At 68.5% G+C, this 15252-nt stretch carries 12 protein-coding genes; 5 read left to right on the top strand and 7 right to left on the bottom strand.

Going from position 1 to position 15252, the window contains the following annotated elements; all coding sequences use genetic code 11:
- Positions 1–106: 106 nt before the first annotated feature.
- Genes KIP89_RS07655 through KIP89_RS07645 form a run of 3 tightly spaced genes read right to left on the bottom strand, consistent with a single transcriptional unit; the run spans position 107 to position 3009 of the window.
- Entirely contained in the window at positions 107–1099 is a 993-nt protein-coding gene (locus tag KIP89_RS07655; protein WP_213754805.1) for a TRAP transporter substrate-binding protein, read from the bottom strand.
- Between the two features lie 27 nt (positions 1100–1126).
- Entirely contained in the window at positions 1127–2392 is a 1266-nt protein-coding gene (locus KIP89_RS07650; protein ID WP_213754804.1) for a TRAP transporter large permease, read from the bottom strand.
- On the bottom strand, positions 2389–3009 hold the full coding sequence (locus tag KIP89_RS07645; protein WP_213754803.1) for a TRAP transporter small permease: 621 nt from the start codon (positions 3007–3009) through the stop codon (positions 2389–2391). The genes KIP89_RS07650 and KIP89_RS07645 overlap by 4 nt, the downstream gene beginning before the upstream one ends.
- Positions 3010–3099: 90 nt before the next feature.
- On the opposite strand from KIP89_RS07645, the gene KIP89_RS07640 reads away from it, so the two are divergent.
- Positions 3100–3828, top strand: a complete 729-nt coding sequence (locus KIP89_RS07640; protein WP_250152271.1) for a GntR family transcriptional regulator — start codon at positions 3100–3102, stop codon at positions 3826–3828.
- Positions 3825–4847 (top strand): Ldh family oxidoreductase, encoded by a 1023-nt coding sequence (locus KIP89_RS07635; RefSeq protein WP_213754802.1) that lies wholly within the window; start codon positions 3825–3827, stop codon positions 4845–4847. The genes KIP89_RS07640 and KIP89_RS07635 overlap by 4 nt, the downstream gene beginning before the upstream one ends.
- A 4-nt stretch (positions 4848–4851) precedes the next feature.
- On the opposite strand, the gene KIP89_RS07630 is transcribed toward KIP89_RS07635, so the two are convergent.
- Positions 4852–5502, bottom strand: coding sequence for a TetR/AcrR family transcriptional regulator (locus KIP89_RS07630; RefSeq protein ID WP_213754801.1), 651 nt, complete (start codon positions 5500–5502; stop codon positions 4852–4854).
- 198 nt (positions 5503–5700) lie between these two features.
- Between KIP89_RS07630 and KIP89_RS07625 the strand changes: the two genes are divergently transcribed.
- The 3 genes from KIP89_RS07625 (at position 5701) to KIP89_RS07615 (ending at position 11732) form a co-directional block, all read left to right on the top strand.
- Entirely contained in the window at positions 5701–6918 is a 1218-nt protein-coding gene (locus tag KIP89_RS07625; RefSeq protein ID WP_369807112.1) for an efflux RND transporter periplasmic adaptor subunit, read from the top strand.
- 10 nt (positions 6919–6928) lie between these two features.
- Entirely contained in the window at positions 6929–10102 is a 3174-nt protein-coding gene (locus KIP89_RS07620) for an efflux RND transporter permease subunit (protein WP_250152269.1), read from the top strand.
- A gap of 106 nt (positions 10103–10208) precedes the next feature.
- Positions 10209–11732 (top strand): efflux transporter outer membrane subunit, encoded by a 1524-nt coding sequence (locus KIP89_RS07615; protein ID WP_213754800.1) that lies wholly within the window; start codon positions 10209–10211, stop codon positions 11730–11732.
- Positions 11733–11780: 48 nt separating this feature from the next.
- Here the strand turns inward: KIP89_RS07615 and KIP89_RS07610 are convergent, their stop codons facing one another.
- From KIP89_RS07610 to KIP89_RS07600, 3 genes are read right to left on the bottom strand one after another with little or no spacing between them, the layout of a single operon-like run.
- Positions 11781–13382 (bottom strand): gamma-glutamyltransferase family protein, encoded by a 1602-nt coding sequence (locus KIP89_RS07610; protein ID WP_213754799.1) that lies wholly within the window; start codon positions 13380–13382, stop codon positions 11781–11783.
- A 16-nt stretch (positions 13383–13398) separates the two neighbouring features.
- On the bottom strand, positions 13399–14724 hold the full coding sequence (locus KIP89_RS07605) for a TRAP transporter large permease (protein ID WP_213754798.1): 1326 nt from the start codon (positions 14722–14724) through the stop codon (positions 13399–13401).
- Complete coding sequence (locus KIP89_RS07600; protein WP_250152268.1) at positions 14714–15250, bottom strand: TRAP transporter small permease subunit; 537 nt, start codon at positions 15248–15250, stop codon at positions 14714–14716. Before KIP89_RS07600 ends, KIP89_RS07605 begins: the two co-directional genes overlap by 11 nt.
- Positions 15251–15252 lie beyond the last annotated feature (2 nt).

Below are 15252 nucleotides of genomic sequence, written 5' to 3'. Positions count from 1 at the left end.
TGTCCCGGCCATCCACGTCTTTGGCCGGGTCCCCGGCGTCGAGGAAGACGTGGATCCCCGGGCCAAGCCCGGGGATGACGGCGGTTATCGTACGGCCGGGAAGGGCTCAGCCCAGCGTCGCGCCGACCTTGCGCAGTTCCGGCAGGATCGGCGCCTTGGGGGTCCAGATCTTGTCGTATTCGGCGATGATCGGCGCGGAATCGGCGGCCGGCGGCACCACCATCTTGATGCCCGTGCCCTCGAACTGCTTGATCAGCTTGGGCGCGTTGGTCACGGTCTCGTCGACCTGCGCGTCGAGCGCGGCCTTGGTCGCCTCCGCGATCAGCGCGCGGTCCTCGGCCGAGAGCGACTGCCAGGCCTTGCCGGAGGCGAGCGCGATCATCGGCATGAACACCGCGTCCATGCGCATCAGCACCTTCGAGACCTTGTCGAAACGCTGGTTCCAGGAGAAGTCGAGATCGGCTTCCAGCCCGTCGACCTGGCCATTGGCCATGGCGTCGAACACTTGCGGGGTCGGGATCGGGGTCGGCGCGGCGCCGAGCAGCGAGTAGAAATCGCGGAAGGCGGGCGTCGTGTTGATGCGCAGCTTCATGCCGTTGAGGCCGGCGATACCGTCGATCTCCTTGGCCGAGAACACCACGCGGATCGAGGTGATGCCCCAGCCGAGGCCGAGCGTGCCGGTTTCCTTCGGCAGCGGCTCCAGCATCTGCATGGCGATGGGCTGGCGCACCAGCTTGGCGGCGGCTTCCGTCGAGCGCACCACATAGGGGGCGAGGATGGCGGCGACGTTGGGCACGCGGTTGCCCACTTCGGCCGCCTGCAGGAAGGCCATGTCGAGCGCGCCGGTCTGCAATTGCTGCATCATCGCGCCTTCATTGCCGAGCTGGCCGGCATGAAACACGGTCATGGTCAGCTTGCCGCCGGTCTTTTCCTTCAGCACCTCGCCGATCTTCAGCGCGGCGTTGTTCCAGGGATGGTTCGGCGGGGTGATGACGCCGAGGCGCAGATCGCGCGTCTGGGCGCGCAGCACGCCGGGCATGGCGAGCGGCAGGGCGGTACCGGCCGCTGCGGCCGCGAGCAGGGAACGACGGGAGATCATCGGCTGGTCCTTTTTTGATCTGGAAGGTTATCGGACAAGGGCGGTGGACAGGGCAGGAAACAGCGAGAGCAGCACCAGCAGCGCGCAGGCCGCGAAGAAGAAGGGCAGGGTGACGATGAACATCCGGCCCGGTTTCGCCCCGGTGACGGCGGCGGCGACGAAGAAGCACAGCCCCACCGGCGGCGAGAGGAAGCCGAGCACCAGGTTGACCACCGCGACGACGCCGAACTGCACGGGGTCGATGTGATAGACCTCGGTGGCGATCGGCAGCAGGATCGGCACCGTCATGATCAGGCCGGGCGCGCCGTCGATCACCGTGCCGATGACCAGCAGGATCACATTGACCAGCAGCATGAAGCTGATCGGGCCGGTGGCGACCGACTGGATCCACAGCGCCACCGCCTGCGGCACCTTGGCGAACACCAGTACCCAGGACAGCACGCCCGCCGCCGCCACCAGGAACAGCACGATGCCGGAATAGACCCCGGCGCGCAGGAACATGGCCGGCAGCTGGCCGAGCTTCAGCTCCCGCGTCCAGAAGCGCCCGACCAGGATCGCCGCCAGCGCGCCGATGGCGGCGGATTCGGTGGGATTGGCGAGGCCGGTGAGGATCGAGCCGACGATGACGATGGGGATGAGCATGGTCGGCGCGGCGGCGAGCACGGTGGCGACGCGCTGGCGCAGCGGGGCGGCCTCGCCGCGCGGGTAGTTGTAGGCCATGCCCATGCCGGCGATGACGAGGCAGAACAATACGGTCAGCAGCACGCCCGGTATCAGCCCGGCGACCAGCATGTCGCTCACCGGCACCTGCGCCAGCACCGAATACATGACGAACATGATCGAGGGCGGGATGATCGGCCCGAGCATGCCGGCATAGGCGGTGAGGCCGGCGGCGAAGGTCTTGTCATAGCCCTTCGCCTCCATCTCCGGCACCATGATCTGCGCCATGATCGCCACCTGCGCCGTCGCCGAGCCGAGGATGGAGGAGACGAACATGTTGGCGAGCAGGTTCACATAGGCCAGCCCGCCGCGCAGCGCGCCGACAAAGGCCATGGTCATGGCGATGATCTGCCGGGTGATGCCGCCGCCATTCATGATCTCGCCGATCAGGATGAACAGCGGGATGGCGATCAGCCCGTAATTGTCGACGCTGCCGAACATCTGCAGCGGAAAGCTCTGATAGAGCACGGGATTGCCGGAGGCGGCGATGAACACCACGCCGGCGAGGCAGATGGCGATGCCGATCGGCACGCCGATCAGCAGGGTGACGAGGAAGGCGGCGGAGGTGATCATGCCACTTCCTCCGCGCTGCCCAGCCCGAAGGAGGAACGGTCCGGCCGGCGGGCGAGGCCGAGATCCTCCAGCAGGTTGGCGAGGCTGTGCACGGTGAGCGTCAGCGCGAAGATCGGCATGATCAGATAGACCACCCAGCTCGGCCAGTTCAGCGTCTGGGTGCGGTCGGCATAAAGGAAGTTGAAGGTCGCCCCGCCATATTCCCTGGCGTCGAAGCCCATGGCGGCGATGCCGACCGGGTCCATCCAGACCCAGCACATGGCGGCGAGGGCGAGGCCGAAGGCGAGGATGCTGAGCGTCGCCAGCACCCGCATCACCGCCGCGCCGCGCGCCGAGAGGTGCTCGGTCAGCAGCGTCATGGAGAAATCGAGCCGCAGCCGCGACATGGCGGAGGCGCCGATGAAGGTGAGCCAGACCGTGGTGAAGATCGCCGACTCGTCCACCCAATAGAGCGGCATGCCGGTGTAGCGGGTGGCGACATTGAGCAGGATCAGCGCGGTGAGCAGCGCCATCAGCGCGCCGATGGCGACGCGCTCGGCCGAAAGCAGGGCCTCGGACAGCGCCGTGAGCGCCCGCGGCATCGCCCCGCCCACGTGAAGGTCATCGGCCTGCGACATGGCGGTAGCCCCTCTCTGCTGCGTGATCGTAGATTTTATAAATTATCCGCGTCAATATCCGCGGCAGATTATTTGGACCGTTCCGCCATCATGCTTCTCATCAAGCACCGCACCCTGTCGGCCGCGATCCTCGACCAGCTGCGTCGGGCGATCCTCGACGGCACCTATCCGGCCGGGGCGCAGCTGCGCCAGGACGCGCTGGCGGCGACCTTCAAGGTCAGCCGCATCCCGATCCGCGAGGCGCTGTTCCAGCTCGACGCGGAAGGGCTGGTGCGCATCGTCCCGCAGAAGGGGGCGATCGTCGCCGAACTGTCGGCCGACGAGATCAATGATGTGTTCGGGCTGCGCTGCCTGCTGGAACCGCGCCTGCTGGCCCGCTCCATCCCGGCGCTGTCGGATGAGGACATGGCCGCGCTCGACGGGTTGCAGGTCCAGATGGTCGCGGCCACCGAGGCGTGCGATCTCAGCCGCTGGGGCCAGCTCAACGCCGAGTTCCACATGGCGCTCTATGGGCGGGCGGGCCAGCCGCGCTCGCTCTCCGTGGTGCAGTCGCTGCTGCAGACCAGCGACCGCTATACCCGCGTGCAGCTCAGCGGCACCGCCGGCATGCAGCGCGCGGTGGAGGAGCACGCCGAGCTGATGGCGCTCAGCCGGCGCGGCGCGGTGGAACCGGCCTGTATTTTCCTCGAAGCGCATATACGCTCCGTCCATGAGGATCTGCTGCGCGTGCTGGAGCGTGGCGCCCGCGATGAGACCCCCGCCCTCCCATCTTCCGATCCATCTTCCGACGACGACGTGCTTTCCAGGGATCTGCCATGACCGGAACCGCGACCGTGCGCCTCTCGCTGGAGGAGGTGCATGCGCTCTGCCTCGACACGCTGCGGGCGGCAGGGCTCGGAGAGGCCCATGCGCAGGCCATCGCCCGTTCCATCACCCGCGCCGAGGCGGATGAGTGCCGCTCGCACGGGCTCTACCGGCTGATCGGCTATGTGGATTCGGTGCGCAGCGGCAAGGCCGAGCGGCACGCGCTGCCGGAGTTCACCCCGGCGGCGCCGGCGGTGCTGCGGGTCGAGGCGAAGCGCGGCTTCGCGCCGCTGGCGGTGGAGACCGGCGTTCCCGCGCTGATCGCCGCCGCGCGGCGCTCCGGCATCGCCGCGCTGGCGATCCACGACTGCTACCATTTCTCCGCGCTGTGGGCCGATATCGAGCCGGTGGTCGAGGCCGGGCTGGTGGCCTGGTGCTTCACCATCGGCCAGTGCTGCGTCGCCCCCTCGGGCGGCACCACGGCGCTGCTCGGCACCAACCCGATCGCGTTCGGCTGGCCGGGCCCGCAGCGGCGTCCCTTCATCTTCGATTTCGCCACCAGCGCGAGCGCGCGCGGCGAGGTGGAGCTGAAGCGCCGGGCCGGCGAGCCGATTCCCGAGGGCTGGGCGGTCGGGCCGGACGGGGCGCCGACCACCGATCCGGCGGCCGCGCTCGCCGGCGCGCTGCTGCCCTTTGGCGGGCACAAGGGCTTTGCCCTGTCGCTGATGGTGGAACTGATCGCCGGCCCGCTGATCGGCGATCTCACCAGCCGGCAGGCCAAGGCGGTGGAGAATGGCGACAGCGGCCCCCCGCTCGGTGGCGAATTGTTCATCGCCATCGATCCGGCGGTGTTCGGCATCGACGACCTGCCCGCCCGCCTCGGCGCGGCGCGCGAACTGTTCACCCTGGCCAAGGCGCAGCCGGGCGTGCGCCTGCCGGCCGAGCGGCGCTATGCCGCCCGCGCCCGCAGCCGTGTCGAGGGGGTGGAGGTGCCGGCCGTGCTGCACGCGGAGCTGCTGGCGCTGCGCGGCTGAGAGCTCAGGGGCGCGGCTCCAGCCCCTTGGCGATGAGGGTGAAGGCGCGGCGCAGATAGATCCGCCAGTCGGGAAAGGCCGGCCATTCCCACTTATGGCCGGCCGCTGCCGCCAGCGTGCTGAAGGCGACATCAAGCAGCACGCGCGCCGACACCGCCGCATCCTCGACATCGACCCGCCCGAGCGCCTGCTGGCGTTTCAGCCAACTCGCGATCATCGCATGAGTGGAATCGCGGCCGCGCGTCTCCACCAGCGAACGCAGCTCCGGGAACGCTACGCTGTCCACCATGACCACACGCACGAAGGCGATGCGGGCGCGATCCGCTTCCTCGTCAATGTCGACGCGGAACATGCGCTGCAGCGCCTCGACCAGCGGCAGGTGATCCCATTCGGGGCGAATGTCGATCATCGACTGGCGGTGCACGTCGACAATGGCGCCGGTCAGCTCCAGCTTGCTGGGAAACAGGCGATATAGTGTCTTCTTGGATATGCGGCATCGTGCGGCCACCTCGTCCATGTTCATGCCGCTGTAGCCGCGGTCACAGAACAGGTCGAACGCCTGCGCAACGATCCTATCCCTTTGTTGATCGTCGGAAATTACTTTCGGTCGACCACGATGTTTGGCCGAAGATGGGGGAGTGGTGCCGAGCGTCATTGTTCTTCTCGTTAAGGCGCTTTGGAAACCTATAGCAACGATGGGAAATGGAAACGCGGGTTTGACAGTTCCATCGCTGTTAAATATAGATACTCTTAAGTTTCTTAAATAGCGAGGGCTACTGTGGCCTCCCCGACCTTCCGTCCGTCGTCCGCCCCTACCGCCGCGTTCCTCCCGTCTCCGGGGCGACGGCGGCGCCTGCTTGCCGGCCTCTGGGTCGGGTTCATCGCCGTCACCCTGCTCGCGGGCTGCGACGGCGAGCAGCCGGCCGGGGGCGCGGGGCCCGGCGCGCAGGGGCGGCCTCAGGTCGGCGTGGTCACGGCACACCCGCAATCGGTCGCGATCACCGCCGAAATGCCGGGCCGGACCGTCGCCTCCCTGGTCGCCGAGGTGCGCCCGCAGGTCGGCGGCATCATCAAGACGCGCCTCTTCGAGGAGGGGGCGGAGGTCAAGGCCGGCGACGCGCTCTACCAGATCGACCCGGCGAGCTATCAGGCGACCTATGACAGCGCCGTCGCCAGCCAGCAGAAGGCCGAGGCGTCCGTCCCCAGCGCCCAGTCCAAGGTCGAACGCTATGAGGGGCTGATCAAGCAGAACGCGGTCAGCAAGCAGGACTATGACGACGCCGTCGCCTCGCTCGCGCAGGCCAAGGCCGAGGTCGCCGGGGCCAAGGCCGATGTCGATACCGCCCGCATCAATCTCGATTATACCCGCATCACCGCGCCGATCGGCGGGCGCATCGACAAGTCGACGCTCACCCCGGGCGCGCTGGTGACCGCCAGCCAGGACACGGCGCTGACCACCATCCGCACGCTCGACCCGATCAATGTCGACGTCACCCAGTCGAGCACCAACCTGCTCAACCTGCGCCAGGCGATCCGCGACGGACGGATCAAGATCAGCGGCGACAATGTCCAGGTGCGGCTCAAGCTCGACAATGGCCAGATCTACGCCCATCCGGGCACGCTCGAATTCACCTCGGCCTATGTCGACACGGCCACCGGCACCTATGGCGTGCGCGCCCAGTTCCCCAACCCGGACCGGCTGCTGCTGCCGGGCATGTATGTGCGCGCCATCATCGAGGAGGGCGTCGCCCCCAACAGCTACCTCGTTCCCCAGCGCGGCGTGACGCGCAACACCAAGGGCGAGCCGGTGGCGCTCATCGTCAATGCCGACAACAAGGTCGAGCAGCGCGTGCTCTCGGTCTCGCGCAGCGTCGGCAACAACTGGCTGGTGGACAGCGGCATCGGCGACGGCGACCGGGTTGTCGTCGAGGGCAGCCAGTTCGCCCGTCCCGGCCAGGACGTCACGCCGGTCGATGTGGTGGTAGACGAGACCACCGGCGAGGTGCGTGACCGCGGCCAGCAGAGCACGGCTCCGACCCCCGCCGCCGGCACCTCCACCACGGCGAACTGAAGGCGCACCCATGTCCCGCTTCTTCATCGACCGCCCGGTCTTCGCCTGGGTCATCGCCCTGCTGATCATGCTCGGCGGCGTGCTGGCGCTGCGCACCCTGCCGATCGCGCAATATCCGCAGATCGCCCCGCCAACGGTCAGCGTGACCGCCTCCTATCCCGGCGCCGACGCCCAGACCGTCGAGAACTCGGTCACCAAGGTGATCGAGCAGGGCCTGACCGGCATCGACAATCTCGACTACATGTCGGCCACCTCGACCTCGACCGGCCAAGCGACGATCACGCTCACCTTCACCAACGCGGCCGATCCCGACATCGCGCAGATGCAGGTGCAGAACAAGCTGCAGCTCGTGACGCCGCAACTGCCGAGCGTGGTGCAGACCAACGGCATCTCCGTCGACAAGGCCTCCGACGGCTTCCTGATGGTGATGGCTTTCGTGTCGACCGACGGGCGCATGTCCTCGACCGACGTCTCCGACTATATCGACTCCACGCTCAACGACACGCTGCGGCGCATCGAGGGCGTCGGCTCGACCACGCTGTTCGGCTCCTCCTATGCCATGCGCATCTGGCTCGACCCGGACAAGCTCTCCAAATACCAGCTCATGCCGAGCGACGTGGCGAGCTCGATCGAGGCGCAGAACACGCAGGTCTCCGCCGGCCAACTCGGCGGCCTGCCGACCCGTCCGGGCCAGCAGCTCAACGCCACCGTGACGGCCCGCTCGCGTCTGCAGACGCCCGAGCAGTTCCGCAACATCATCATCAAGAGCACGAGCGATGGCTCGCTGGTGCGCATCAACGATGTGGCGACGGTGGAGCTTGGCGCGGAGACCTACACCACCGCCTCGCGCTATGACGGCAAGCCGGCGGGCGGCCTCGCCATCAATCTGGCGACCGGCGCCAATGCGCTCGACACGGCGGAGAAGGTGAAAGCCGCCGTCGAGCGGATGAAGCCGACCTTCCCGGAAGGGGTCGAGGTCGTCTACCCCTATGACACCACGCCCTTTGTACGGCTCTCCATCGAGGAGGTGGTGCGCACGCTGTTCGAGGCCATCGTCCTCGTCTTCGTGGTGATGTTCATCTTCCTTCAGAACATCCGCGCGACGCTGATCCCCTCGCTCGCCGTGCCCGTCGTGCTGCTTGGCACTTTCGGGGTGCTGGCGCTGTTCGGCTATTCCGTCAACACGCTGACCATGTTCGCCATGGTGCTGGCCATCGGCCTCCTGGTCGACGACGCCATCGTCGTGGTCGAGAATGTCGAGCGCGTGATGGAGGAGGAGGGGCTCTCGCCGAAGGAGGCGACCCGCAAGTCGATGGGCGAGATCACCGGCGCGCTGGTCGGCATCGCCACCGTGCTCTCGGCGGTGTTCATCCCGATGGCGTTCTTCGGCGGCTCGGTCGGCGTCATCTACCGGCAGTTCTCCGTCACCATCGTCTCGGCCATGGTGCTCTCGGTGCTGGTGGCGCTGATCCTGACCCCCGCACTGTGCGCGACCATTCTCAAGCCGCCGAAGGAACACGCCAAGAGCCGTGGCTTCTTCGGCTGGTTCAACCGCAATTTCGACCGCACCACCCATGCCTACCGTTCGGGCGCCGCCGGGATGCTGGCGCGCTCGGGGCGCTTCCTCGTGGTCTTCCTCGCCATTGCCGTCGGCATGGGCTGGATGTTCGCGCGCCTGCCGACCTCCTTCCTGCCGGAAGAGGATCAGGGCATCCTGATCACCATGGTGCAGCTCCCCGTCGGCGCCACCGCCGACCGCACCGAGAAGGTGCTCGACGCCGTGCGCACCCATTTCCTGGTCGACGAGAAGGACGCGGTGGAAGGCGTCTTCACCGTGAACGGCTACGGCTTCAGTGGGCAGGGGCAGAATCTCGGCATCGCCTTCGTCAGGCTCAAGGCCTTCGAGGAGCGCAAGACCCCCGCGGTTTCCGCGAGCGCGGTGGCGGGCCGGGCGATGGCGGCGCTGCACATGCGCGACGCCATGGTCTTCACCCTCAATCCGCCGGCGATCCAGGGCATGGGCAATTCGGGCGGCTTCAGCTTCTATCTCCAGGACATCACAGGCACCGGCCATGAGAAGCTGATGGCCGCGCGCAACCAGCTGCTCGGCATGGCGGCGCAGGACCCCCGGCTCGTCGCCACCCGCCCGAACGGGCTGGAGGACGAACCGCAATTCGTCGTCGATATCGATCAGGAGAAGGCGAGCGCGCTCGGCGTCTCGCTGGCCGACATCAACGACACGCTGTCCTCCGCCTGGGGCAGCGACTATGTGAACGACTTCCTCGACCGTGGCCGGGTGAAGAAGGTCTACATCCAGTCGGCGGCGGATTTCCGCATGCAGCCGGAAGACCTCGCCAAATGGGAGGTGCGCAACTCCAACGGCGACATGGTGCCCTTCTCGGCCTTCGCCCTGACGCGCTGGACCTATGGCTCGCCGCGGCTGGAGCGTTTCAACGGCGCCTCGGCGGTGGAGATTCAGGGTCAGGCGGCGCCGGGCGTGTCCTCGGGCGTTGCTATGGACGCGATCGACGCCATCGTCGCCAAGCTGCCGCCGGGCTACGACCATGAATGGACCGGCCTGTCGCATCAGGAGCGGCTGTCAGCCAATCAGGCGACGGCGCTCTACGCCATCTCGGTGCTGGTCATCTTCCTCTGCCTCGCGGCGCTCTATGAGAGCTGGTCGATCCCGTTCGCGGTGCTGCTGTCGGTGCCGATCGGCATCTTCGGCGCGCTGCTGGCCGCCACCCTGTTCGGCCAGTCCAACGACGTCTATTTCAAGGTCGGGCTGCTCACCACCATCGGCCTCGCGGCGAAGAACGCCATTCTCATCGTCGAGTTCGCGATCGAGCGGCAGGCGCACGGGATGAGCCTGGTCGAGGCGACGCTCGACGCCGCGCGCCAGCGCCTGCGCCCGATCCTGATGACGTCCTTCGCCTTCATCCTCGGCGTGACGCCGCTCGCCATCGCCAGCGGTGCCGGCTCGGGGGCGCAGAACGCCATCGGCATCGGCGTGATGGGCGGCATGATCGCCGCCACCGTGCTCGGCATCTTCTTCGTGCCGCTGCTGTTCGTCTCCGTGCGCCGCATCTTCCGGGGCAAGGCCGCCGAGACCCCGGCGGGCGGCGCGAGCGACGGCACGCCCGAAACTCCGACCGGAAAGGCAGGCGACGCTCATGCCGGCTGATCTCCTTCTCCGCCCTGCGACCCTCTCTCTCTCGTCAGGTGAGCCGATGCCGATCCCGACCGCTTCCCGCTCCCTGAGGGCCCCGCGCCTTGTTGGCGCGCTCCTGATGGCCGCGCTGCTCGGCGGCTGCGCGGTCGGTCCCGACTACAGCGCGCCCGGCCTCAAACTGCCCGCCGGCTGGGGTAAGGCGACGCCGTCGGTCACGGTCACCGGCGAGGAGCCGGACAACCGCCCGCCGGAACTCGCCCGCTGGTGGGAGCGGCTCGGCGACAAGACGCTGAACCAGCTCGTCGACCAGGCGGTGGCCGGCAATCTCGATGTGGCGACCGCCAAGGCCCGCGTGCGTCAGGCCCGCGCCACCCGCCAGCAGGCGATCGGCGCCCTGGCGCCCTCGCTCACCGGCTCGGGCAGCTACAGCCGTGCTGACAATGGCAGCAACGTCTCCGACACCGGCGACGTGACGGTGTCCGGCCCGTTCGACACCTTCTCCCTCGGCGCCAATGCGAGCTGGGAACTCGACCTGTTCGGCGAGAACCGGCGCGCCGCCGAGGCCGCGACCTACGGGCTCGATGCCGCCGAGGAGACGCTGCGCAACACGCTGCTCACCCTGATCGGCGATGTCGCGACCTATTATGTCGAGGCGCGCGGCTATCAGGCCCGCGCCGCGCTCGCCCGCCGCACCGCCGCCTCGCAGCGCGAGACCGCCGCGCTCACCCGCACCAAGCTGCAGGTCGGCTCGGCCTCCGCGGTCGATGTCGCCAATGCGGAAGGCCAGGCGGCGAGTACCGAGGCCAATATTCCCGAGCTGGAGTCCAGCTACCAGCAGACCGTGCATCAGCTCGCCATCCTGCTCGGCCAGCCGCCGAGCGCGCTGAACGACGTGATGAAGCGCAGCGCGCCGATCCCCACGCCGGTCAAGGCGATCCCGCGCGGCGTGCCGGCCAATGTGCTGCTGTCGCGCCCCGACGTGCGGCTCGCCGAGCGCCAATATGCGCAGTACACCGCCATGATCGGCGAGGCCGAGGCGGCGCGCTACCCGGATGTCAGCCTAGTCGGCGAGGTCAGCACCTCGGCCGCCAAGGTGGGCGATCTCGCCAAGAGTTCGAGCATAAGCTGGAGCTTCGGCCCGAGCGTGAGCATCCCGATCTTCAATGCGGGCCAGCTCAAGGCGGCGGTGGATTACGCGCAGGCCCAGCGCGACGAGTATTTCCTGACCTATCAGGCGGCCGTGCTGACCGCGCTGCAGGATGTGGAGAATGCCAGCGTCTCGCTGCAGCAGGAGCGGATCAAGTATCGCAGCCTCGATGCGTCCGCCGCCTCCTACCGGCAGGCTGCCTCGCTCGCCCGCACCCTCTACCAGAGCGGATCGCAGAGCTTCCTCGACGTGCTCGACGCCGAGCGTTCGGCCTATTCGGCCGACGATTCCGTGCTCACCAGCCGGGTCGCGATCGCCACCGATTATGTCGCGCTCAACAAGGCGCTGGGCGGCGGCTGGACCGGGACGGTCAACGACCGCACGCCGGCGGTGGTCGACACCCAGATGGCGCCGCGGCTGGTCTCGATGGATCATGTCGGGCTGACGCCGCGTGATCCTGAGAACCAGGGCGTCGGCGAGGCCTTCGCGCACTGAACCCTGCACCCAACCTTCGCGCGGTCCGCGCGAAGGTTCAGGGATAGCTCAGAAACCGTAGGCGGCGCCGTCGCTGCGCGGGTCGCTGGCGCCTTCCAGCCGTCCGTCGGCATGGCGGGCGATGGCGCCGGCATGGCCCATCATCGGGTCATGGGCGCCGACCCGCTCGACCTCATGCCCGGCTGCGCGCAGGGCGTCGATCAGGGCCGGCGGGAAACGGTCCTCCAGCTTCAGCGTCACCGTCTCGGCGCCCCAGGTGCGGCCGAGCAGCCAGCGCGGCGCGGTGATGGCCTGCTGCAGATCCTGCCCGAACAGCGCATAGCGCGAGAACAGCGCCGCCTGCGTCTGCGGCTGGCCCTCGCCGCCCATCGTGCCATAGACCATGTGCCGGCCATCGTCGAAGCTGGCCATGGCCGGGTTGAGCGTGTGGAACGGCTTGCGGCCGGGCGCCAGCACGCGCGGGCCCTCGCCCGACAGCTGGAAGCTGGAGCCGCGATTCTGCCAGACGATGCCGGTCTGCGGCAGCACCACGCCCGAGCCGAACTCGAAATAGATGCTCTGGATGAAGCTGGCGGCCAGCCCGTTGCCGTCGATGGCGCCGAGCCACACCGTGTCGCCCGCCGAGGGCGGCGCCGGCCAGGGCAGGGCGCGCGCCGGGTCGATCCGGGCGGCGAGGCGGTCCAGCACGTCATCGGCGAGGAAGGCGCGCGGATCCTCGTTCATCGCCTCGGGATCGCCGACCACGCGGTCGCGCACCAGAAAGGCCTGCTTGGTCGCCTCGACCAGCCCGTGCAGATGGGCGAAACCCTCGCCTTGCGTGACGCCTAGCCGGGCGAACAGCGCGAGGATCATCAGCGAGGCGAGCCCCTGCGTGGGCGGAGGGAAATTGTACAGCGTCATCCCCGGAAAGGGCGCGCCGAGCCGCACGCTGAGCGGCGCGACGCGGCGGGCGGTGCAGGCGGCAAGGTCGGCGGCGCTCACCGGCGTGCCGGCCTGCGCGAGATCGGCGGCGATGTCGCGGGCGATGGCGCCGCGATAGAAGCTCTCGGTCCCCTCCCGGCCGAGCCGGCGCAGCGTCTGCCCCAGCGCCGGCAGGCGCATCACGCTCCCCGTGGCGGGAGCGGCGCCCCCGACAAGGAAGGCGTCGGCGAAGCCCGGCGCGCCCACCAGCTCCGACATCTTCTCGGCGGTCAGCGCATGCTGGCTGAGGGTGACGGGAAAGCCGTTCTCGGCGTGCCAGGCGGCATCCTCGATCAGGCGCGCGAGCGGCATCCGCCCGCCGCGCTCGGCGCTCAGTGCCAGCGCCTCGCCCCAGCCGGCGACCGTGGCCGCCACGGTGTTGGCGGCGAGCGGCCCGCGCTGGGGAATGCTGGCATGTCCCGCTTGCGCATAAAGCGCGGGCGTGGCGGTGCTGGCCGCGCGCCCGCAGGCCTCGATGCCGACCGGCTGTTCGCCGGGCGCGCCGATCAGCCAGAAGCCGTCGCCGCCGATGGCGGTCATGTGCGGGTAGACCACGGCGAGCGCCGCCGCCATGGCGATGGTCGCCTCGACCGCATTGCCACCCTCGCGCAGGACGCGCAGCCCCGCCTCGCTCGCCAGATGGTGCGGCGAGGTCACCATGCCCCGGCGGGCACGAACCGTGTTCAGCATGTCACGCGTACTCCGGCTACCAACCGATCGCTTCGGGCAGCCATGTCGCCATGCCCGGAAAGGCGAAGACGATGGCGGTGGCGATGAGCTGGAGCGCAATGAAGGGCAGGACGCCGCGATAGATGTCGACCGTGCGCACCTCCGGCGGGGCAACGCCCCGCAGGTAGAACAGCGCCCAACCGAAAGGCGGCGTCAGGAAGGAGGTCTGCAGCACGGTGGCGATCAGCGCCGCCGCCCAGACCAGATCGATATTGCCGTTGATCATCAAGGGCAGGAACATCGGCACGACGATGTAGCTGATCTCGATCCACTCGATGAAGAAGCCGAGCACGAAGATGATCAGCAGCATGAAGATCAGCACGCCATTGGTGCCGCCCGGCACCAGGGCGAAGGCATCATGCACCAGCCGTTCGCCGCCGAGGCCGCGGAAAGCCAGCGCGAAGACCTGCGAGCAGATCAGCACGAAGAACATCATGGCGGTGATGCGGGCGGTGGAGCGCACCGTCTCGACCAGCGTGTTCCAGGTGAACCGGCCGGCCACGGCGGCCACGAGGATGGAGCCGAGCGCGCCCATGCTGGCGGCCTCGGTCGGGGCGGCGATGCCGCCGATGATCGAACCGAGCACGGCCAGCACCAGCGCCACCGGCGGCAGGCCGACCTTCAGCGCCTTCATCGCCAGCTCGCCACGGCCGACGGCATTGCGTTCCTCGGCCGGGATCGGCGGCACCTTTTCCGGCCAGATGATGCCGACGATGAGGATCCACACGCAGAAGATGCCGGTCAGCATCAGGCCGGGCATCACGGCGGCGGCGAACAGCGTGCCGACCGATTCGCCCATGATGTCGGCCAGCAGGATCAGGATGGTCGAGGGCGGGATGAGCTGGCCGAGCGTGCCGGAAGCGCAGATCGCGCCGCAGGCGAGGCTCTTGTCATAGCCGCGCCGCAGCAGGGTCGGCAGGGTCAGCAGGCCGAGCGTGACGATGGTGGCGCCGACAATGCCGGTGGTCGCGCCCATCAGCATGCCGACCAGCACGATGCCGAGCCCCATGCCGCCGCGCAGGCTGCCGGAGAGATGGCCGATCACCTCCATCAGCTCGTCCGCCATGCGGGATTTCTCCAGCATGACGCCCATGAAGACGAAGAGAGGGATGGCGATCAGCGTGTAATTGGCGGTGACGCCGTAGATGCGCGCCGGCAGCAGGCCGAACAGCGTGGTGCCGAAGCCGAGCCAGCCGAAGAAGAAGCCGCTGATCGCCAGCGTCAGCGCGACCGGCACGCCGACGAACAGCAGCACGAAGAAGGAGGCGATGCAGGCAATCGCCAGAATCTCATTATAGGGCATTGGCAGGCACCTGCGCGGGCGGGGTTCCGACCGGGGAGAGGAGGGCGGCGAGCGCGCGCGCCGTGGCGGCGAGGCTCTGCAGCAGGAGGAGCGCGAAACCGGCCGGGATCATCGCCTTGAGGATGAAGCGTCCGGGCAGCCCGCCGGGATCGGGCGAGCCCTCGCCGATGCGGTAGGACTGCATGACATAGGGCCAGGAGAGGATGATCACGATCACCGCCAGCGCCACCACGGAGAAGGCGGAGAACAGGTCGATCGCCTGCTGGACGCGCGGCGGCAGCCGGGCGAACAGGATGTCCACCCGCACATGGCCCTCATGCTTGATGGTGTAGGCGATGCACAGCAGCGTCAGCGGCGACATCAGGTGCCATTCCAGCTCCTGCATCGCCACCGAGCCGGTGTGGAAGGCGTAGCGCATCAGCACATTGCCGGCCATGACGAGGACCAGCGCGAAGCCGGTCCAGGCCGCGAGACGGCCGCAGCCCTCGACGATGACGTCGAGGGCGCGGGCGATGCTTTCCAGCATGC

Source organism: Ancylobacter radicis (genome assembly GCF_018449475.1).
GTDB classification, from domain to species: domain Bacteria; phylum Pseudomonadota; class Alphaproteobacteria; order Rhizobiales; family Xanthobacteraceae; genus Ancylobacter; species Ancylobacter radicis.
Note: the sequence above shows the minus strand (reverse complement) of the source record. Positions and strands in the feature narration are given on the sequence as shown.